We start from the raw sequence: 21,484 nt of genomic DNA, 5'->3' as shown, positions 1-21,484 counted from the left end.
TCGATGTTCTTTATTTGTATAATATTTGAGGTTGCAAAATAACGAAGAATTTTTTAGATAGACAAATCTTTTAGAAAATATTTCCAAATAACTTCTTGATTAATAATCTTGATTTTCGATATAAAATATATTCTATTGCCCTCAACCCTGATGAATGATAAATTTCATGTATCCTTTCTTTTAATTCGGAAAATTAATCTCATATCTTTGTTTTTAATTAATCTAAATAAAAATAACATGAAGAGGATTTTTATTCTATTAAATATGTTGCCTGTAGGAATTATGGCACAAACTTTCACCGAAGTTCCCACAGGGATGATGGATATCTATTATGGATCTGCCGATGTGGGAGACATGAATGGTGATGGTTTTCCCGATGTTGTGGTAAACGGAGCAATAGATTCTAATGGCGATGGGGAGGTAGATACAACTTTTAATGAAGTGTATAAAAGTGATGGCACTACACTAGTTCCTTATGCGAATTTGGGAATTGATGCAACGCATTTAGGAGACATCAGATTCGTTGATTTTAATAATGACGGATTGCTGGATATTATTTCTACAGGATTAAGCTATAATGATATTGTGAATTACAAACATTACCGATTCCGAAATACAGGAACCGGTTATGTGAAAGAAGCAGAACTTCCCGGAAAAGTATATGGAACGATGGAGGTTTTTGATTTTAATCATGACGGAAAATTAGATTATGCCATCAACGGAACTCAGTATATCGACGGAGTTGGTTTTGTACACGAATTAGATTTATACCAAAATACAGGAGCCGGGTTTCAGGTTAACAACGGTTGGATGCAGGGAACTCAGAATTCAAGTTTTAAAATGATCGATCTTAATAATGATCACCTTTTAGATATGATCGTGATGGGCTTTGATACGAATTATGAACCGCTTTTTAAGTCTTATTTAAATGAAAACGGCACTTTGGTGGAATCTCAGAGTTTTCCGGCAATGTCCAGCGGAAAATTAGATTTTGCAGATTTTAATGGAGACGGTTTTCAGGATATTGTAGTTTCTGCGCAGGATCAAAATTATTCAGGATATCTTGGCGTTTTAATGAATGACGGAACGGGACAACTCACGCTTCAGGAAATTCCTACGGGAGAAATGTCTGAAACATCTGTCTTGACTGGAGATTTAAATAACGACGGATATTACGATTTCATTGTTTCAGGAAATGATGAAAGTAATGACGGGGTCGTAAAAATATTTACATATAATACTACAGATAACTCTTTTACAGAGAATACACCTACAGGTTTGAATTTTTTAGGAGGGCCGGGTTTTGTGAATTTACTTGACATTAATAATGATCATCAGCTCGATGTTTTACTCTCCGGATTTGATTGGGCAACTCCGGGGCTTCCTTCATTAACAAAATTATTTAAGGCTGGTTCTATTGGAACCAATCTTAAACCTTTACCTCCTACAAACCTGAGTTTTACAAGAGCCGGAAACCGAGTGAATTTCTCATGGAGTGGCGCTTCGGATGATAAAACACCCCAAAATGCCCTACGATACGAAATAAAAGTAGGTTCTACGCCGGGCGCTCAGGATATTGCCAAATATGTAGTGACAACGCCATCATGGTTTTTAGATCTCGATCCCTCGGTTCAGAATGTTTTTTGGAGCGTGAAATCTATTGATGCTTCAAAAGTGTATTCTGATGCATCTTCGGAAAGTGTTTTAGGAGTTCAGAACATTACTAATTTAGATAAAGAAATTTCAATTTATCCGAATCCGGCAACGGAAAAAGTATTCATTAAAGGAGAAAAAGCAACGGCTGTTGAGATGTATTCAATAGACGGGAGAAAATTGAATGTGGTATTAAATAACGATCAGTCAATCAACGTATCTCATTTGCCAAAAGGAACGTATATCTTACAATTAAAAATAAAAGAACAAACAATCACCAAAAAACTTATCGTTAAATAATTGAGCATTCTTTCAATGAGGAAGCCGGACGTCCAGCCGGCTTTCTTTTTTCTGTTCTGTTTGTAAACAATCTGCAAACAGCTTTATGCTGTTCAATCGGTATTTCTGCCGGTTTGCATGATGTAGATCTAATTTTCCTTTATTGATTTGAGATCTTGTTTTATCTCGTATTGTAAACTCCGCTAAGAGAGCTCAAAGAGGAAAAATGAGAAAAATACAGTCATAAGAGCGTTAAAAGTAAGCTTAAATAAGAGCCTAAATAAATATAAAAAACAAGGTTCAATTGTAAAGGTTTTAATGAGTTGATTACGATGCCGCGATACTCTTTAGATATAAAGCTGAAAAATACTTCATGAAAGTCCGGATTTTTTAAATTCTGATGTGCTCAGCTATACATAATGTTAATATATTTTCTGTATTTTATTTTGGTTTATTTTATTTTTAATAAATTATATTTTTCAATATGAAATACTTAATTTAAATCATTTATGTGAGGTTAATTTGTTGTTATTTGTTTGTATATTTAGTTTATTAAAAATACAGACATGACTCATGAAAAAATTATTTTCTTTATTGTTAATGACAACAATTACTTTGTTGTTTAGTCAGGTAGGAATCGGTACAACGACTCCTCGAGGAGGTTTGGACATCAACAAGCCTATCACTAATATTTACGGACTGGTACTGCCCACGAATTCCAATCCCGCCAACATGCAGAATCCTCAGGGAGGAAGTATTGCGGAAGGCACTATTATGTACGACAGCACACAGGATTGTGTAAGACTTTATAAAAAAATTACGAATGGAGGCTCCCCGGGATGGTCAGACTGTCTGGGGGCGGGCTCTTCATCTTCAGATGCTGTTACAGCAGATTGTCGCGCTTCGGGAAATGGTTTTACCGGCAGCTATAAAAGAGGAACAGCCCTTACCCCGGACAATACCTTTAAGATTACCATTGTTAATAACTCATTTTCCGTGGTCAACTTTTCTTTTAATACCAATGATCTTACGCTTTCCGGTATGGGAGGCATTACCGTGGCATCTGTAAATCCGGCTACGGTCAGCATCAATGGGGGAGAATCTGCGCAGGTAACCTACACCTTGTCTGGCACCCCGGATGGTTGCGGTACTCTTCAGGGAGATTGGGTAAAAAGGAGCTTGCACTGTACAGCCACAGCTTCTGTAGAGGGATCAGCGGTATTTGACTGCAGTAAAGCGGCCTGGTCTGTAGCGGTCTCTCCAGAATATAAACTAACGGGCTTAATGAACGGGCAGTCTTATAACGGAGTATACAGCATTCCTTATTCAGATGGGGATTGCAATCTTGCTCCGGATATACTAAGTTCTGAAGGATTAACTTTTTCGTATGCAGGAGGTCCTGTTTCGGGTTCGGGTACAATAGATTACGTGCTTTCGGGTACTTATCAGGGTACTGATCATGGCTCTGTTACCTGGGAAACCGCGATGGGATGTAAAATCTATATAGGACCATGTGAAAGTTGTAAAGAATTAAAAAATGAATTATCGAATACAGCCAATGGTGTTTATTATTTTAATCTGAATAAAACAGGGGTTCAGGATATTACTCAGGTATATTGTGATATGACAACAGACGGAGGAGGCTGGTCTTTAATAGCAATTAATGGAAGAAGTTTTTCAGGCCAAGGACAGAAATCTGTAATTACAGGGGAGAATGATAATGGGTACCTGCCTCGAGCTACCGTTATCAAAATGGCTGTTATTGGTTCTCAGGTTCAGCTTAGAGCGGGAAATTCAGCGACAAATTATGCACATAAAATAACCTCCCAACCTGGCGGCGCAGCGATATTGGCTTTAAGAGATCCTAGCACTGTTGCTTTGGGTGAGGGTACATGGCATCGAAGTGGGGCTGTAGGAGATTTTACCGGTAATACTAATATTTCCCCGGTCGGAACATGGCAATGGCCGGCTAGCTGTAATTCTGTTATCGCTACGGGATGGCCGGTTCCCTATCATGCCTGTGGAAATGGAGATAATGTACATTGGTTTATGAATTCGACAAATTCAAACAGAACGTATTCCGGTGATTTATGGGCGTCTACCTGGATAAGATAGTTGATCGATTGTATAGATTTAATTAAAAAATATCAAACATGAAAAAATTATTTTCTTTATTGTTAATGACAACAATTACTTTGTTTTTTAGTCAGGTAGGAATAGGCACAACGACTCCTCGAGGAGGTTTGGACATCAACAAACCTACCACTAATGTTTACGGGCTGGTACTGCCCACGAATTCCGATCCGGCTAATATGCAGAATCCTCAGGGAGGAAGTATTGCGGAAGGCACTATTATGTACGACAGCACAAAGGATTGTGTAAGACTTTATAAAAAAATTACGAATGGAGGCTCCTCGGGATGGTCAGACTGTCTGGGTGCCGGCTCATCGTCTTCTGATGCTGTTACAGCGGATTGCCGCGCTTCCAGAAATGGTTTTACCGGCAGCTATAAAAGAGGAACAGCCCTTACCCCGGCCAATACCTTTAAGATTACCATTGTTAATAACTCATTTTCCGTGGTCAACTTTTCTTTTAATACCAATGATCTTACGCTTTCCGGTATGGGAGGCATTACTGTGGCATCTGTAAATCCGGCTACGGTGAATGTTAATGGGGGAGAATCTGCGGAGGTAATCTATACCTTGTCCGGCACCCCGGATGGTTGCGGTGCTCTTCGGGGAGATTGGGTAAAAAGGAGCCTGCACTGTACAGCCACAGCTTCTGTAGAGGGATCAGCGGTATTTGACTGCAGCCAGGGATCCTGGTCTGTTGCTGTTTCTCCAGAATATAAACTAACGGGTCTAATGAACGGGCAGTCTTATAGCGGAGTATACAGCATTCCTTATTCAGATGGGGATTGTAGCCTTGCTCCGGATGTACTAAGCGCTGAAGGATTAACTTTTTCGTACGCGGGAGGCCCTGTTTCGGGTTCGGGTACAATAGATTACGTGCTTTCGGGTACGTATCAGGGTACTGATCATGGCTCTGTTACCTGGGAAACCGCGATGGGATGTAAAATCTATATAGGACCATGTGAAAGTTGTAAAGAATTAAAAAATGAATTATCGAATACAGCCAATGGTGTTTATTATTTTAATCTGAATAAAACAGGGGTTCAGGATATTACTCAGGTATATTGTGATATGACAACAGACGGAGGAGGCTGGTCTTTAATAGCAATTAATGGAAGAAGTTTTTCAGGCCAAGGACAGAAATCTGTAATTACAGGGGAGAATGATAATGGGTACCTGCCTCGAGCTACCGTTATCAAAATGGCTGTTATTGGTTCTCAGGTTCAGCTTAGAGCGGGAAATTCAGCGACAAATTATGCACATAAAATAACCTCCCAACCTGGCGGCGCAGCGATATTGGCTTTAAGAGATCCTAGCACTGTTGCTTTGGGTGAGGGTACATGGCATCGAAGTGGGGCTGTAGGAGATTTTACCGGTAATACTAATATTTCCCCGGTCGGAACATGGCAATGGCCGGCTAGCTGTAATTCTGTTATCGCTACGGGATGGCCGGTTCCCTATCATGCCTGTGGAAATGGAGATAATGTACATTGGTTTATGAATTCGACAAATTCAAACAGAACGTATTCCGGTGATTTATGGGCGTCTACCTGGATAAGATAGTTGATCGATTGTATAGATTTAATTAAAAAATATCAAACATGAAAAAATTATTTTCTTTATTGTTAATGACAACAATTACTTTGTTTTTTAGTCAGGTAGGAATAGGCACAACGACTCCTCGAGGAGGTTTGGACATCAACAAACCTACCACTAATGTTTACGGACTGGTACTGCCCACGAATTCCGATCCTGCCAATATGCAGAATCCTCAGGGAGGAAGTATTGCGGAAGGCACTATTATGTACGACAGCACAAAGGATTGTGTGAGACTTTATAAAAAAAGTACGAATGGAGGCTCTTCGGGATGGTCAGACTGTCTGGATGCGGGCTCTTCATCTTCAAATGATGTTACAGTAGATTGCAGCGCTTCGGGAAATGGTTTTGACGGTCACTATAAAAAAGGGACAGCCCTTACTCCGGGCAATACCTTTAAGGTTACCATTGTTAATAACTCACTTTCTGTGGTCAACTTTTCTTTTAATACCAACGATCTTACCCTTTCCGGTGTGGGAGGTATCACCGTGGCATCTGTAAATCCGGCTACGGTCAACATGAATGGAGGAGAATCTGCGCAGGTAACCTACACCTTGTCGGGTACCCCGGATGGTTGCGGTACTCTTCAGGGAGATTGGGTAAAAAGGAGCTTGCACTGTACAGCCACAGTTTCTGTAGAAGCAGCAACGGTTTTTGACTGCAGTAAAGCGGCCTGGTCTGTAGCGGTCTCTCCAGAATATAAACTCACAGGCTTAATGAACGGGCAGTCTTATAGCGGAGTATACAGCATTCCTTATTCAGATGGGGATTGTAGCATTGCTCCGGATGTACTAAGCGCTGAAGGATTAACTTTTTCGTACGCGGGAGGCCCTGTTTCGGGTTCGGGTACAATAGATTACGTGCTTTCGGGGACGTATCAGGGAGCTGATCATGGCGCTGTTACCTTTACTACGGCATCAGGCTGTCAAGTTTATATCGGGGTATGCAGCAGCTGTAAAGAATTATTGGCTCAGGTGCCCGGTACGTCCGATGGGGTGTATTGGATTGATCCCGATCATGAAGGAACCGGTTTTTCACCAATAAAGGCTCAATGTGATATGTCAACAGATGGCGGAGGCTGGACACTTATCCTTAATTATCTGCATCAGGCAGGAGCTACTTCGCCAGCACTTAACATACGATTGGCTACACTTCCTGTCATCGGTTCCTCTACATTAGGAGACAATGAAGCGGAAAATGCTGATTTTTGGGGAAATGCAGGAAGAGCTCTTCAGTTTGCATTGAACTCTACAGAATACCTTTTTTATGGAATTACAAGCGCTCATTCACGAGTTATCCATTTTAAAACCTCGCATGCCGCTTCTATTAACTATTTTAAAACAGGATCCGGAAATGCAGGCGGTATTCGATCATCATTTACGCCGTTTTCAGATCATACCGCGATGATTCCTGGCGCTGCCAATAATGCGATTGCTACAACGATATCGGGACGTGAACTGTGTGAATTTCCTTTTTTTAGATCGGGGCAAAATCACTGGGGAATTGCTGGTTATAATAATCGCTGGGAAGTAGATGATTACCCCAATAATGGCTCAGCAAATACGCTTCACAGAGTTTGGGTAAGATAATTATCTCTCTTATGTTTTAATAAAAAAACCATCCTTAAGAGGATGGTTTTTCGTAGATCCACAGGTTAAACATGTTACATTTGTTTGTTTCTTATTGAATAAATTTTATTGCTTGTAGTATTGGTTAATAGATGATTTTGAGAGTGTTGACAATATGCTTAATGGATCACTCAATATAAAATATCTGCTTTTTACTGGTAGTGTCTCACTAACTTACACACTTTATGGGAGAGTGTCATAAAATACAAATGCGGGATTATTTTTATCTTTAGTATTAATTCTTAAAAGACCTGTTTTAGAATTGCTTATTTTGATATAGCTGTTATTAGTCCATGTATTAGGTAAATCAAGTATTTTCTGATACTTTGACTCTTTCTGTTTCTTTATTTAAATCGGTATTATTATGTATTCTGTTAAAATCCAATATTGGATTCCATTTGACGATTTTTTTCATAATTGCAATATAAAAAAATAACCTTGACCGCTTTTGGTCAAGGCTAATTATTAAGATTTATAAATTATTATACTACTTTAACCCTAATCTCTCTTTGACATTAGATTCCCAGATTATTTTCGGCAAGATAAACACGTTTATCTATCATTTCTGAAAAAGTTTTATAGGGAGTATTCCAAATAATTTCATCATCATCACTATCATAAGCTTCATGCAATGAACAATTCTTTGGTCGTGGATTATCTCCTTCATCTAAGTAAATAAATGTTCCAGATTCTCCATCCAATACATTAAGTATAGCAAACGGGCGAACCATGTTAATTTTTCTCTTTTTTAATCCGCTTTTAAAAAAATCTGTGCCTTTTGAAGTCTTTTTGCCATAATGATTTAACTGTATCGTACTGAATTCTCCTCCTAAAAACAAGAATTCTTTATATGCTTTGGGGAAAGGCAAGCCATTATTCATTTCCAATTCCATTTGTAAAATTTCAGCTTCACTTAATCCCCTCGGCGAGCCGAATGTGCTATATAACCTACCAATTCCATTTTCTATGTATTGTTTGTATTTTTTTAAATATACTATTTCCATAATTTTATTTTTTCATTTTTTCAAATAATTGAGCTCCTCCTAAAATACTTTCATCTCCATGAATAATAATTTCCACTTTTTTACCTAAACCCGTTGCATATTCTTGAAGCATAAGCATTTCTCTCTGGCATGAAGTACATGTGAAATAAATATTCTTTGTTTCTATTACAAATTCATCTGCGGTATGAAGGTGCTTTCGTATAAAATTAAAGATAAACTTTGCTTCACTATCATTTCTTCGAGAATTACCATCTAAATCTGAAATTCCTTTTTTAAAGGTATTTGTCAACTGGTCTCCTTCTTCGAAGGGATGGGTAAAGTCATTCCTATAGAATTCATCTTGCCCAGAATGATACAGTTCTTCTACTTTTTCAAATTTACCATTTTTAGTTTTACCTATCGTAAATTCAGCAAAATTTACTTGTCTTACATTCCCTATTTCATCTGTCATACCTCTTAGTTTTGGATATTTCTTAACCATTTTTTCATAATAGGCAACAGCATCAAAATGTTTTATAGTAAAAGTATTCTTAAATTTAGCTAATAAAGTTGCTTCATTTAAACTTTCTTTAAGAGTTTTTCTTGTCTTAATATATTTTTGAATATCTTTTAATTCATCAATATATTGTTTAGCAGCACTTTTCCCTCCAGACCTACTTATATCTTCAATCTTCTTAGAGAACTTTTTAATTGCATCACCAGTTCCTTCTAAAATATTATCATTACCATATTTTACAATAAAACCCTCAGATGTTGCAAGTGCTTTTGCGCCTTTCAATCGGTCATCTATATTTCGAATAATCGTAATTCCTAGTTCCTCTAATAATTCAAGTGTAGCTCTACCAATTCTGTATTTTGTTTGTAGCCATCTCTTTATATCTTGGGCAATTAATCCTCTTAGGGTTTTCCCTTGAATAATAACTCCCTCAATTTCTGTCGTCTCTTGAACTAAATCATCAACTCTAGCACCATTCTTAATGCCTTGTAGCAAATCTTCAATAAAGTTGATAAAACCTTTAAAACCGTTAACACATGCTTTTCCAAATCTAAAGATAAGATTTCCTAAAAGAGCAAGTAAATCTGTAATTCCAAATGTTACAGCTGACATTGCTTCCCTTGTAATTACTTTTAATAAACTTGCAGCTTTTTGTACGTAAGTAGTTCCTTTTATAATGTTACCAGCACCTTCGGTGAAAATTAGAAGGAGAATATTAATGATGAACTCAAAGGCAATAATTCCTGAATAATATGCGACTGTATAACGAGATGTATTGTCCCAATATCCTTTCAATTTGTCAAATATACCTTCAAAATCAGATTTATATATACCTTTATTTGAACTGAACAAGTCTTTGACACCTTTTAAAAATACAGGAATATTTACATGAATCCAATCTAATACATCTTCTGCTTTCTCCAATAAATCTCTTCTTTCTTTATATTGGTCATAAGAAAAGGTTGTTGTTGGTTGAAAAAGAAACTGTAGAATGTATAAAATACATTGTAAAAGTCCGACAATACCGCCATTAATACCACAGTAAAAAGCATTGGCTATTTTAAGAACTTCAATACCTATCTTGGCTAGCTCCTCTAATTGATCCTTAATCTCAGAAAGAAAATTTTTAATTGTATTTACAACGTTACTTATTTTCTCTACAAGTCCTTTGAAAGCATCAGGAAGATGTTCTATAGAAGCATCTTTAACCTTACTTGCGGACTGTTTTACTAACTCCCAAACTTGGGTGAAAGCAATCTGTGTTCCCTGCACAAAAGGATTATTTCCTAAATTTTCAAAGAATTGAGATGCCTTATTCATATTAATAGGTATAGGAATTATACCTGCGCCAGTTACAAGAGGAAATAAAGGTGTGTAATCTTCCGATTCGGGGTTGTAATTTTTTTCTGTAGGCTTTAAACTTTCTAATTGCTCTGCACACCATCCAAAGGTATCAGCAGGAATTGAGATGATATTTCCTATGATTTCTTCAAATCTTCTGTCACCAGTATAAAACTGATACTCTCTCATTAATGCATCACGAATAAGAGTTGCATTAATCTTATCCCCATAATAAGTATAAGCTAACTGTGCCAAGTAAGCAGCTTCATCCTCCATAGAAGTAATGTTCTTAAAGAATTTTCCGCCAATATTAGAAGGTAATGGCTCAGGAAATCTCTTAAAAAGCTGGACAAAATAATCTCCCATCTTGGCAATGTAAAAGCCACCTGCAAAGTTGGATTTTTTAGAATCTGGCTTTTCATAAAAAAGAAAAAGACTTTGGGGCTCCCTTTTGTTTGCGTTATAACTTCCCAATACTTGTGAGCCATTTTCACAAGGTAATACCTGAGCTTGATACTCATATCCTTTCACTCCTTTGTCATTTACACCTGTTGATGCAAAAACTGATACTGGGTTATCAGTAAGATAAGAGTATCCTAAAGGAGTATTTCTATAATCGTGAAATGGGCTTCTATAATCAGGAGAGTCATCTTTGTTGATAATTGTGTTGGCAAAAGCATTGTTTCCTGTAAATCCTTGATTTACATCTTCAAAAGATAGTGTTTTGAACTGGGATAAATCACCAAATTCGTCATCAAATTCTTCCATAAGCTGTGTTTTAGTAATTAATATTTTGTTTAAATGTTTCTAAAGCAAAGCTAAATCTTGACTGCGCCAAAACATGACGTGTTTAATAGTTCTTTTTTGAAGTATTTTGAAAAATATTTGCAGGGCGATAAAATATACCGTCTTTTTTCTTTAAATTTTACCGATCAGAGTATTAGAGTTGGTTTGTGAAAGATTAATTAAGAGATAAAATTTGTAATATGTAGCAGATTATATACAACCCTTGTGTTCATACGAAAAAAATAAGCCTCAACCCATAAGGTCAAGGCTCAATTTTACAGTAAATATCCGCTGTAAATATATTCCCAATTATTATACTTGAGATTGATTATAGCGCTTTCACTTTTGCTTATTACAAGTGTTACAATACATTTCTTACCACTTGAATCGACACAGTAATAATCCTGCACTAAACTATCATCGATGTATTGTGTTGGTTTAAAATCAAGGATTTTATATATTTCCTGCGGGCTTGAATGTACTATGATTCTTTGTTCATTTGCATTTATGGTTACTGTAACGGATGTTTTCTTTAATTCGCTCCACTCAGTCCAATATCCGCCTTTGTTCTGCCTGTACTTCACATATTGTGTCTTCATCTGAGATTTTTTTTCAGAAAAACAGTGACCAAAATTGTGACCAAGTGACCGAAAGTGACCAAAATAAAAAAGCAACTTGCTGTAATTTAGCTAGTTGCATTTTTTATATTGTAGACTCACAGGGATTCGAACCCCAGATGACTGAACCAAAATCAGTAGTGTTACCGCTACACCATGAGTCTGTATTTCTGTTCCGCGAAATTAGAACATTTATTTTGAAAATAAAAATTTAAGGTTGAAATTAATTAATAAAAATTTTATGAAATGCCTTTGTTTATTGATATTCAAAGAATTATTTTATGATTTTTTTTCGAATGAAGGGTAGGTTTTTAGGTTCACTTAATTAAAATACTAAATATTTGGCAGTAATCTTATCAGTAAATCAACTTATAATTGTTTCCGGTTTTTCTTTTCCAAAAAATCAAATCAAATAAAAATCTTATCTTTGCAAAAAATTGGGCTCCAAAAGTTGGAGAAACCCATTAATAACTCATCCTGAGCTTTAGCAAAGGATTATTAAACATTTTTATGTCGAATATTGTCGCAATCGTTGGGCGTCCCAACGTAGGAAAATCCACGTTATTTAATCGTTTATTAGAAAGGAGAGAGGCTATTGTAGACTCTACAGCTGGTGTTACCAGAGACCGTCACTATGGAAAATCTGACTGGAACGGGGTAGATTTTACCGTTATTGATACCGGAGGGTATGATGTAGGCACGGATGATATCTTTGAAGAAGAAATCCGTAAGCAGGTGCAATTGGCGGTGGATGAAGCAACTTCTATCATTTTTATGATGAACGTGGAAGAAGGTCTTACCGATACAGATTACGAAATCTACAGACTTTTAAGAAGATCAAACAAACCGATTTATATTGTGATCAACAAAGTAGATTCTTCAAAAGAAGAACTTCCTGCAACGGAATTCTATCAATTAGGAATTGATAAATATTATACTTTGTCTTCTGCAACGGGTTCAGGAACAGGAGATTTGTTAGATGATATCGTAAAAGATTTCCCGACAACCGAATATAAAGATCCTTTCGAAGGATTGCCAAAAATTACAATCGCAGGTCGTCCGAACGTAGGAAAATCTACGATGACGAATGCTTTACTTGATGTGGAAAGAAATATCGTAACCGATATTGCAGGAACTACAAGAGACAGTATTCAAACGCTTTACAACAAATTCGGGCACGAGTTTGTATTGGTAGATACAGCTGGGATGAGAAGAAAATCTAAGGTAAACGAAGATTTGGAATTCTATTCTGTTATGCGTTCAATCCGTTCTATTGAGTATTCAGACGTGGTGATTATCATGGTTGATGCTACTTTAGGTTGGGAATCTCAGGATATGAATATCTTTGGTCTTGCTCAGAAAAACAGAAAAGGAATTGTAATTGTTGTCAACAAATGGGATTTGGTGGAAGATAAAACTACCAATACCGTAAGAGATTTCGAAAAATCAATCAGAGATAAAATCGGACAGTTTAGCGATATTCCAATTTTATTTGTTTCAGCGTTGACGAAGCAAAGAATCTTGAAAGCTGTTGAAATGGCAATGACGGTGTACGAAGATCGTAAGAAGAAGATTAAAACTTCAAAATTAAATGAAGTGATGCTTCCGATTTTCGAAGGAACACCACCACCTGCAAACAAAGGGAAATACATTAAAATCAAATATTGTGTACAGCTTCCAACGCCGTCGCCACAGTTTGTATTTTTCTGTAATTTACCGCAGTACGTAAAAGAACCATACAAAAGATTTACTGAAAACCAATTGAGAAAAGAATTCGGGTTTACCGGAGTTCCAATTGAAGTGTATTTCAGACAAAAATAATTTACAATCCCTTTTAGATTTCTCTAAGAGGGATTTTATTCTTTATTAAATTTATAATTTTAGATAAAAAGCTTTTTAAAATAATGAATACCGTCGTATTATCAGAACAATTTTCTTTAGTTAATTCTTGGATTAATGAACTTAGAAACGTTGACATTCAGCACGACCGAATGAGATTCCGCAGAAATATGGAAAGAATCGGGGAAATTGCAGCTTTCGAAATCAGTAAAGGGTTGGAGCAGAAAGAAGTGGAAATTCATACACCTTTAGATACTGTTAAAGTTAAAGAAATTGCGGTTCAGCCTGTTATTACCACTATTTTAAGAGCAGGTGTGCCATTGTTTGAAGGACTTTTAAATTATTTTGACAGAGCAGACTGTGGTTTTGTAGCGGCTTATAGAAAACACGACGCCAACGATTATTTTTCTATCAAACAAGATTATTTAACTTGTCCGAATATTGAAGGAAGACCTCTGATTGTTGGTGATCCGATGTTGGCAACCGGAGCTTCTTTAATTGAAGCCATCAAAGATCTGTTAACCCATGGAAATCCTTCTCAGCTTCATATTGTAGCAGCTATAGCTTCAAAGCAGGGGGTGGCAACAATTGAGGCAGCGTATCCCAATGCAAAAATTTGGGTAGGAGCCATTGATGAAAACTTAACTTCAAAAGGGTATATCTCACCTGGTTTGGGGGACGCCGGAGATTTGAGTTATGGTGAAAAACTACAGAGATAAATTTTAGACGGATATAAGGTTTTCTCTCTGGAAATCATAAAAGTCAGCTTCGGAATTTCCGGAGCTGACTTTGGTTTTAAAGCGCTATTCTTATTTGCCGGGATTTTATTGTCGATGGTTTTTGAAGCATAATACTATTTTATTTTTGAATTTACCTCAAAAACCCTGAAGGGGTTACCTATCAGTAGCGTCGGGTGAAGCCCGGCAAACAAGTATTTAATGATTGAATAAGCCCGTAGTGGGTTGAATAATTTAAAGGAAATTTAAAATGGCATAAGGCCAACGTTTTTAATTTTCGATGATTAGACGATCAGCATTATAAAATGCAGAGCCCCATAGGCTTTCGGTATCCAGTTGATTTCTTAGACTGACTTTAGAATTGAATTAATATTTTGGTGAAAATTTAAACATGCTCACACTATTTATCAACAGCCATAACTAAAACACTTACCTTATTTCCCCCTGATTTTAAAATTTCCCAGGCGCAGGCAGCTAATGTATTTCCGGTAGTAAAAACATCATCAATAAGTAAAATATGTTTTCCTGAAACAGGACGGTCAATCGAAAACATATTCTGTGTCTCCAGCCGATGCTTTTTATTTCTTAATGCCTGCGCTTTCGAATAATAATTTCTTTTAAGAAGGTCATGATCAGACGGAATATAGTAGTGATCTGAGAGAGTGTCAGTAAACAAATGCAGTTGGTTATATCCTCTTTGCCTGAGTTTTCGGAAGTGTAAAGGGATGGTAACGAGAATGTCAGGCTTTGCATCACTGAAATGAAGACGTTCGATGGTCCATTCTGCAATTATTTTTCCTGCTTTTTCACGGCTTCTGTACTTCAGTTCATGAATAATATCCCGGCTCAGTGATGCCTCTTTAAAATACATCAGTGCAAATGCACTTTCAAGAGGAAATAATGTCTTGCATTTATTACTTAAATAGCTGTATGGGCTGTAACTGTCCTGGCAAAAAGGGATATGCTGGTAGCAAAGGGTACAGAGCAGTACATCAGCTTCAATGATCCGGTTGCACTTAAGACAGCGATTTGGAAATAAAAGGTCTGTAATCATTTGTGTTGTTCTTATCTCGCTAAGATAAGCAATTGGTGGTCGTGATGATATTCTTTTAAGTTCTTTTTAAATTTCCACGATCAGAACCTTTTACCACTTAATCTTTGAAATTTACTTTACACTATTTAACCCTTTCAGGGTTATAACATCATTGAATCCGTATGCGTCGGGTTTCACGAGATGCTACCCCTTTGTGGTTTTTGAGGTAAATTCAAAAAGAAAACAATAGTACTTTAATTTTAAGAATATAGACTGAACTTATCAAAGCTTCCAGCTTTATGCTACCCCTCGTTCTCCACTATTTGCTGTCAGATTTTGATTAATTGAATGAGAACCTGCTGTAAAACCTTTCGGAATCAGAATTTTTTTTGATTTTTAAGTGTTATTTTTGAGTAAATATTTGAAGAAGATGAGTCTGGTTTTTGAAAAAAAAATAACAGTTACGGAGGATCATATTGATGGCAATCATCATGTAAACAATGTTCAGTATGTAAAATGGGTAGAAGAAATCGCTGGGGAGCACTGGGATCTTGTAAAACATAAAACAGGTTTTACTAATGACATCTGGATGTTATTGGATCACCATATTCAATATAAAAAACAGGTTTATCTGGGGGATATACTAACGGTAAAAACTTATCCAAAAGATCCTGAAGGGATACGCCAGCCCAGAAAAGTGGAATTCTACTGTCATGATCAGCTGGTTGTTGATTCACTCACCATCTGGGTGTTTATTGAGCATGAAACGCAACGAATTATTCGATTGAATAACAACTGGCTCTCGGAACTGTAAGCTGTGTTTAAAATGGATATGTATGGTGACGATGCTACAGCATCTTTCCTCAATCTTGCTGGTTTCTCATGGGTAGAGCGGTTTGCTGAGACCTAAAACGGTAAGCAGTAAAAAACTTGATGAGCCTTCGTGTTCAATATATAAAGTGTAAGGAAAAAAATGCGCACCATTTACAAAATCTGTGAGGGCAAAAAAATTCAGTTCAGATTAGCTTGCCTTTTTGCTTTGTCTTTAAATTTTGTACATGATCTGTTTTTATGAAGTGAAAACTAAATGACATCTCAATACCAAAACAGCAGAGCCTCGAACTGTAGCTCTGCTGTAAAAAACACAAACACGAAATGAAAAATGGAGTATTAAGGACTCCTCATTTAGTTAATTTTTAATTTTATTTCATCTTGATTCTGTTTTTAGAATCTGCCACAAAGTAACTGAGGTTTAGCCAATAATCAATTACTACAAATTAACTACATAACATAACTATCTGTTTTGCATTGATTAACATTGAGGTTATTGTAGCTTTGAAGTGTGAACTGTGAATATTTGTTTTAATTTGTGACGATTAATCTTTGAGGGGGCGGCATGGGTACCCTTTGAAATAAATGAGATCATTTACTAAAATGCACCATTATTACATGCATTTTTTTACAGAGGATGAAAAAAATAATAATAGATTTTCCGGAATAAAAAGGACGTGTTTAGAAGCTAAGATACTGTTTGTGAATACTTATTTTTGGAATAATTAATCACTTTTCAGAGAAAAACAGTTGTGATTTTTTGATTTGAGATTGTTAATTTTCTTTTATTGAGTAATTTTTATTAATATTATGTTATAAATAAAATACTCATAAAAAATGAAGCTGAAAATTTACTTATCTATACTTGTCATTGTTCCCTCGTTCACTCAAAGTCAGGAGTACAATATTAAGGATTTGATTTACAGGACAGTACAGTATCAGAATAAGGCGGATATCGTAGGAGCGCTGCGTTTTAACCAAAAAGCTCTGGCCATGTATAAAAGGACTCATAATATAGAAGGTGTTGTTACCGCGTCTATCAATATAGGGAACTTATTCTGTACCCTGAACGCCTATCAGGAAAGTCTCAGTTATCTAGACTGCGCAGGTAAAGATATAGACAAAGTGAAGAACCCGATCGTCCATGCGCGACTTTACAGCGAATATGGTAAGGTATATTCAGGGCTTGGACTGTACAGTCGATCTAACGTTAGTTTTAATAAAGCCATAAAAAAGGCGGCTAAAATTAAAGATAAAAAAAGACACGATTTTTATCTTAACTATATTTATTCCAGCAAATGGTATAATTTTGATATGCTGGGAATTGAAGATTCAGTGTCTGTAATGCAAAAGAAGAGTATGAAGCTGATGCCTTCTAATTCTCTTACTTTTACAAAGATCGCAGACGGATTTGTTACCAGAAAACAGCATCTTGATTCTGCTTCGTATTACTTAAATAAGGCTCTTGCTCTTGCCCATGATGAGAATGATGACAAAGCGAAAGCATATTTTGTATCTGGAGAACTTTATTTACAACAAAAACAACCTGAACAAGCTTTGAAAAAATATTTTCAAGCTTTAAAGATATTCGAAAAGATGCGGAGGAAAACGAGCTTAAGGGATACTTATAGAAAAATATCCGAAACCTATCACCTGCTGAATGAAGAAGAAAAAAGACGGGAGTATTTTATGAAGTTTACGGTAGTTAATGATACCGTGAATTACAATGAAAGGAAAGTGATAGGGAGTACTGTGGAAAAACTGCTGGTTGAGCAGGAAGAGGATGAAAAAAACAGAACTTATTTTATATTGGGCTTTGTTGCCCTTTTGGTGACTGTTTTACTTTCGATTATTATTAAAGTCTACAGAGATAAGCATAAGAAAAAAGACAGCTTGCTAAAAGAAAAAGCGGAAGAAACTGATGTGCTTCGAAAGAGAGTAAATGAATCTTTTGGTGAAATTGTAGAAATGGCAAAAGAAGGCAGCCCGTTTTTTCTAGGAAGATTTAAAGAAATATACCAAGAGTTCTACGAAAAACTAATTTCACAGGGCGGCGAACTTACCGAGCACGACATCAAATTCTGTGCTTATATCAAGCTTAGTCTCACCAATAAAGAAATAGCACGCCTTGAAAACGTAACTACCCGGGCTATCCAGACAAAAAGATATCGGGTGAAAAAGAAGCTTGAACTTCCGGCTGAAGTAGATCTGGTTAAATGGATCATGGAAATTTAGCCTGTTGTATTAAGTAAGGTGAAATGACTTTGAGCATCACTTAAGGGCTGGCGGTCAATTTTTATGGGATGCTATAGCCTGAAGTCAGATAAGAAAATAAATTGAAAGGATTTGAATAAGAAAGCTGATGTTTTTTGTCAATATCACGTTGATGGGCAAGGTAGAATGCGACTGTTTATTGCTCCGCAGAAGATATCCCGATTCAGAATTATGACTTCCTATGCTCTGTTTTTATTTTTACAGGAATATTTTTTTATGATTTATTTAGAATTTAAAGGCAATTCAAATCACTACAACCACTACAAAATAACATCTGTGTTTGTATATATGGTTTGATTAACAGTGTTTTAAACGGATGATGTGATTTTGTAGTAGCCATTCGTATTCTTTTTAACTGCAAATTTGTAAAAGAAAACAGAGAGGCGATTCAGTTTCTCACACAATAAAAAAGTAGCGCTTCAGCATTATCTATAAAAAAATTGTAAAACCCATATTTATTAGAAAGTTGATTTAATTTCATAACATGTTTTTTTTGAAGGCCTTCCCTCGTCCGGAAGGTCTTTGGTTTGTTCTAATGTCCTTATTTCTTTTTATAGGATAAAACGTTTTTTTAGGGGACTTTACAAAAGTTGGGGGATTATTCCAGGGATCTTTTTTGCTACGAATACAGGAATATTTTTACTTCCCGCATTCCGTGGCGGTCAAAAAGATACATTGAGTTTTGAATAAAGCGATTATTTCGTGCGTTGGCTCTGTTTTTTATGTTACGGGGTTTTTATTATATCTTTGTAGCATGATACGTATAACAAAAATTTTTACTTTTGAAACTGCCCACGTACTGTACAATTACGACGGGAAATGTAAAAATATGCATGGACATTCCTACAAGCTGTTTGTAACAGTGAAGGGAAAACCGGTTAATGATTTGGAAAATCCCAAAAACGGGATGGTAGTGGATTTCGGGGATATTAAAACCATCGTGAAATCCGAAATTGTGGATGTTTGGGATCATGCGGTGCTTATCAATGCGCTTTCTCCTCATAAAGATCTTGGAGATACTTTGGAAGAGCAGGGACATAAAGTGATTTACTGCACTTTCCAGCCAACCTGTGAAAATATGCTCTATGCTATTGCCTCTAAAGTAAAAGCAAGACTTCCTGAAGGAATTTCTCTGGCTTATCTGAAGCTTCATGAGACAGAAAACTCATACGGAGAGTGGTTTGCAGAAGACAATCAATAATTTACTGACTAAAAGTTCAAAACGGTGCTAAAAACAACCATTAATTTAGAACCCGGAAAAAAAGTATATTTTGCGTCAGACCAGCATTTTGGAGCGCCAGATCCAAAGGAAAGCAAAGTACGTGAAGAAAAATTCATCCGTTGGATGGATGAAATAAAGCATGATGCGCAGGTTCTTTTTTTAATGGGAGATCTGTTCGATTTCTGGCATGAATGGGAGCATGTAATTCCCAAAGGCTATGTTCGTGTATTGGGTAAAATTGCGGAACTGAAAGACAACGGGGTTCAGGTCTATTTTTTTGTGGGTAACCATGATTTGTGGATGAAAGATTATCTGGAAGACGAAATTGGCTGTACGGTTTTTTATAAGAAGCAATATTTCGAAATGGGCGGAAAGCAGTTTCTGCTGGCTCACGGAGATGGGTTGGGACCTGGGGATAAAGGTTATAAAAGAATGAAAAAAGTCTTTACCAATCCGGTAGCGCAGTGGTTTTTTAAATGGCTGCACCCGGATATTGCCATGAAGATTGCCCTATACATGTCTCAGAAAAATAAAATGATCTCTGGAGAAGAGGATAAGGAGTTTCTGGGGGAAGATAAAGAGTTCCTGATTATTTATTCAAAAGAAAAACTGAAGACAGAAAAGATTAATTATTTTATTTATGGACACCGCCACCTTCCCATGGTTCTTTCACTGGACAGTAATGCAAAATATATCAACCTTGGAGACTGGATCTCTTATTTTACCTACGGCGTTTTCGAGAAAGATTTTGAACTGAAGACATTTGAACAAAAAAAATTACCCCTTAAAGAGGTAATCTCCGGATGATTTTGAAATCATCCTGTTTTTAATCCATATTCCGGATTTATAGTTGCAAGAACCTGACCAATTTTTAATTTTATTATTAAAAAATAGTTAAAAAATAATGTCCTTTTTATAAATGTTTCATTCTGAATCATTAATAGGTTTTAAAAATAATTTTGTTTTGAAAAATATATTCGACATACAGACCGAGCAGGACTTTTTGGCTGCCGCTTTAATGACATTTCAACATCAGTATCAAAATTTAGATATTTACAGGAAATTTGTGGATTACCTGAAAATTAATCCTGATGAGGTTAAAAGTCTGGCTCAAATTCCTTTTCTTCCTATTGAAATGTTTAAAAATCATAAGATCCTGGATTCGGCAAAGTCCTCAGAACTGTATTTTCAGAGTTCGGGGACAACACAAATGACGCTTTCTAAACATCATATTGCAGACGAAACGATCTATCAGGAAAGTATTTACAAAAGCTTCGATCAGTTTATCGGAAAGCCTGAAGGCTTTATCTTTTTGGGATTGCTGCCAAGCTATCTTGAAAAACAACATTCTTCCTTAATATATATGGTAGATTATTTGATGCAAAAATCTGCCAAGCCGGAAAACGGATATTTCCTCTATAATCACGAAGATTTGTTTAGACTTTTACATAAATTAAAGGATAAAAAAGTTATACTTTTCGGAGTCTCATTTGCCTTATTAGATTTCCTCGATTATTGCCATTCAAGCTCTCAGACTCTCAAGTCGTCAGACTTTCTTACGGTTATAGAAACCGGTGGAATGAAAGGGCGAAAAGAAGAGATGACCAAAGACGAATTGCTGAATATTTTACAGGACGGCTTTAAAACGGATAAAATTTATTCTGAATATTCAATGACAGAATTGCTTTCTCAGGCCTATTCCCTGGGCGAAAATATATACCAGTGTCCGAATTGGATGAGAATAATGGTGAGAAATGCCGAGGACCCCTTTAATTATGAACGAGAAGGGAGAACCGGAGCGATCAATATTATCGATCTGGCGAATATCCATTCTTGTGCATTTATAGCAACGCAGGATTTGGGTAAAACTTTCGGAACTCAATTTCAGGTTTTGGGAAGAATAGATCATTCGGATATTCGCGGGTGTAGCCTTTTGGTGAGCTAGCTGGAGTCGTAGAGTAAAAGAGTTTTGTCCTATAGGGTCTGAAGACTGTCCTTTTTCAAGGAAAAAGAATG

15 protein-coding genes and 1 tRNA gene are annotated in these 21,484 nt (G+C 36.4%); 11 read left to right on the top strand and 5 right to left on the bottom strand.

From position 1 onward, the window contains the following. The first annotated feature begins 237 nt into the window (after positions 1 to 237). The 4 genes from VUJ46_RS10725 (at position 238) to VUJ46_RS10710 (ending at position 7,249) form a co-directional block, all read left to right on the top strand. Positions 238 to 1,953, top strand: a complete 1,716-nt coding sequence (locus VUJ46_RS10725; protein WP_326984973.1) for a T9SS type A sorting domain-containing protein — start codon at positions 238 to 240, stop codon at positions 1,951 to 1,953. Between the two features lie 552 nt (positions 1,954 to 2,505). After that, on the top strand, positions 2,506 to 4,047 hold the full coding sequence (locus VUJ46_RS10720) for a fibrinogen-like YCDxxxxGGGW domain-containing protein (RefSeq protein WP_326984972.1): 1,542 nt from the start codon (positions 2,506 to 2,508) through the stop codon (positions 4,045 to 4,047). 38 nt (positions 4,048 to 4,085) lie between these two features. Further along, positions 4,086 to 5,627, top strand: a complete 1,542-nt coding sequence (locus VUJ46_RS10715; RefSeq protein ID WP_326984971.1) for a fibrinogen-like YCDxxxxGGGW domain-containing protein — start codon at positions 4,086 to 4,088, stop codon at positions 5,625 to 5,627. A 38-nt stretch (positions 5,628 to 5,665) separates the two neighbouring features. Then, positions 5,666 to 7,249 carry a fibrinogen-like YCDxxxxGGGW domain-containing protein gene (locus tag VUJ46_RS10710; RefSeq protein ID WP_326984970.1) on the top strand — a complete coding sequence of 528 codons (1,584 nt, stop codon included), beginning with the start codon at positions 5,666 to 5,668 and terminating at the stop codon, positions 7,247 to 7,249. Between the two features lie 554 nt (positions 7,250 to 7,803). Here VUJ46_RS10710 and VUJ46_RS10705 read toward each other — a convergent pair. From VUJ46_RS10705 to VUJ46_RS10690, 4 genes are all read right to left on the bottom strand, one after another. Beyond that, on the bottom strand, positions 7,804 to 8,292 hold the full coding sequence (locus tag VUJ46_RS10705; protein ID WP_326984969.1) for an SMI1/KNR4 family protein: 489 nt from the start codon (positions 8,290 to 8,292) through the stop codon (positions 7,804 to 7,806). Positions 8,293 to 8,296: 4 nt separating this feature from the next. After that, on the bottom strand, positions 8,297 to 10,897 hold the full coding sequence (locus VUJ46_RS10700; protein ID WP_326984968.1) for a phage tail protein: 2,601 nt from the start codon (positions 10,895 to 10,897) through the stop codon (positions 8,297 to 8,299). A gap of 293 nt (positions 10,898 to 11,190) precedes the next feature. Then, complete coding sequence (locus VUJ46_RS10695) at positions 11,191 to 11,514, bottom strand: hypothetical protein (protein ID WP_326984967.1); 324 nt, start codon at positions 11,512 to 11,514, stop codon at positions 11,191 to 11,193. 111 nt (positions 11,515 to 11,625) lie between these two features. Beyond that, positions 11,626 to 11,696 (bottom strand) — tRNA-Gln (locus VUJ46_RS10690). Positions 11,697 to 12,042: 346 nt separating this feature from the next. Here VUJ46_RS10690 and der point away from each other — a divergent pair. Then, a complete protein-coding gene (gene der / locus VUJ46_RS10685; protein WP_326984966.1) occupies positions 12,043 to 13,353 on the top strand; it encodes a ribosome biogenesis GTPase Der in 1,311 nt (436 codons plus the stop codon). 83 nt (positions 13,354 to 13,436) lie between these two features. Continuing rightward, entirely contained in the window at positions 13,437 to 14,090 is a 654-nt protein-coding gene (gene upp / locus VUJ46_RS10680; RefSeq protein ID WP_326984965.1) for a uracil phosphoribosyltransferase, read from the top strand. A 418-nt stretch (positions 14,091 to 14,508) separates the two neighbouring features. On the opposite strand, the gene VUJ46_RS10675 is transcribed toward upp, so the two are convergent. Further along, positions 14,509 to 14,979, bottom strand: a complete 471-nt coding sequence (locus tag VUJ46_RS10675) for a ComF family protein (protein WP_326984964.1) — start codon at positions 14,977 to 14,979, stop codon at positions 14,509 to 14,511. Between the two features lie 592 nt (positions 14,980 to 15,571). Between VUJ46_RS10675 and VUJ46_RS10670 the strand changes: the two genes are divergently transcribed. The 5 genes from VUJ46_RS10670 (at position 15,572) to VUJ46_RS10650 (ending at position 21,413) form a co-directional block, all read left to right on the top strand. Continuing rightward, on the top strand, positions 15,572 to 15,955 hold the full coding sequence (locus tag VUJ46_RS10670; protein ID WP_326984963.1) for an acyl-CoA thioesterase: 384 nt from the start codon (positions 15,572 to 15,574) through the stop codon (positions 15,953 to 15,955). Positions 15,956 to 16,809: 854 nt separating this feature from the next. Beyond that, entirely contained in the window at positions 16,810 to 18,207 is a 1,398-nt protein-coding gene (locus VUJ46_RS10665) for a tetratricopeptide repeat protein (RefSeq protein WP_326984962.1), read from the top strand. Between the two features lie 793 nt (positions 18,208 to 19,000). Then, positions 19,001 to 19,447: a 6-carboxytetrahydropterin synthase QueD gene (queD, locus tag VUJ46_RS10660; RefSeq protein ID WP_326984961.1), complete on the top strand. Its 447-nt coding sequence runs from the start codon at positions 19,001 to 19,003 to the stop codon at positions 19,445 to 19,447. Positions 19,448 to 19,471: 24 nt separating this feature from the next. Continuing rightward, positions 19,472 to 20,275, top strand: a complete 804-nt coding sequence (locus VUJ46_RS10655) for a UDP-2,3-diacylglucosamine diphosphatase (protein WP_326984960.1) — start codon at positions 19,472 to 19,474, stop codon at positions 20,273 to 20,275. A 157-nt stretch (positions 20,276 to 20,432) separates the two neighbouring features. Then, the gene (locus VUJ46_RS10650; protein ID WP_326984959.1) at positions 20,433 to 21,413 is read left to right on the top strand and encodes a LuxE/PaaK family acyltransferase; all 981 of its coding nucleotides are present in this window, start codon (positions 20,433 to 20,435) and stop codon (positions 21,411 to 21,413) included. Positions 21,414 to 21,484: the final 71 nt, after the last annotated feature.

The organism is Chryseobacterium sp. MYb264 (assembly GCF_035974275.1).
Lineage (GTDB): Bacteria > Bacteroidota > Bacteroidia > Flavobacteriales > Weeksellaceae > Chryseobacterium.
The sequence above is the reverse complement of the archived record's forward strand: the minus strand, read 5'-3'. Positions and strand labels throughout refer to the sequence as shown.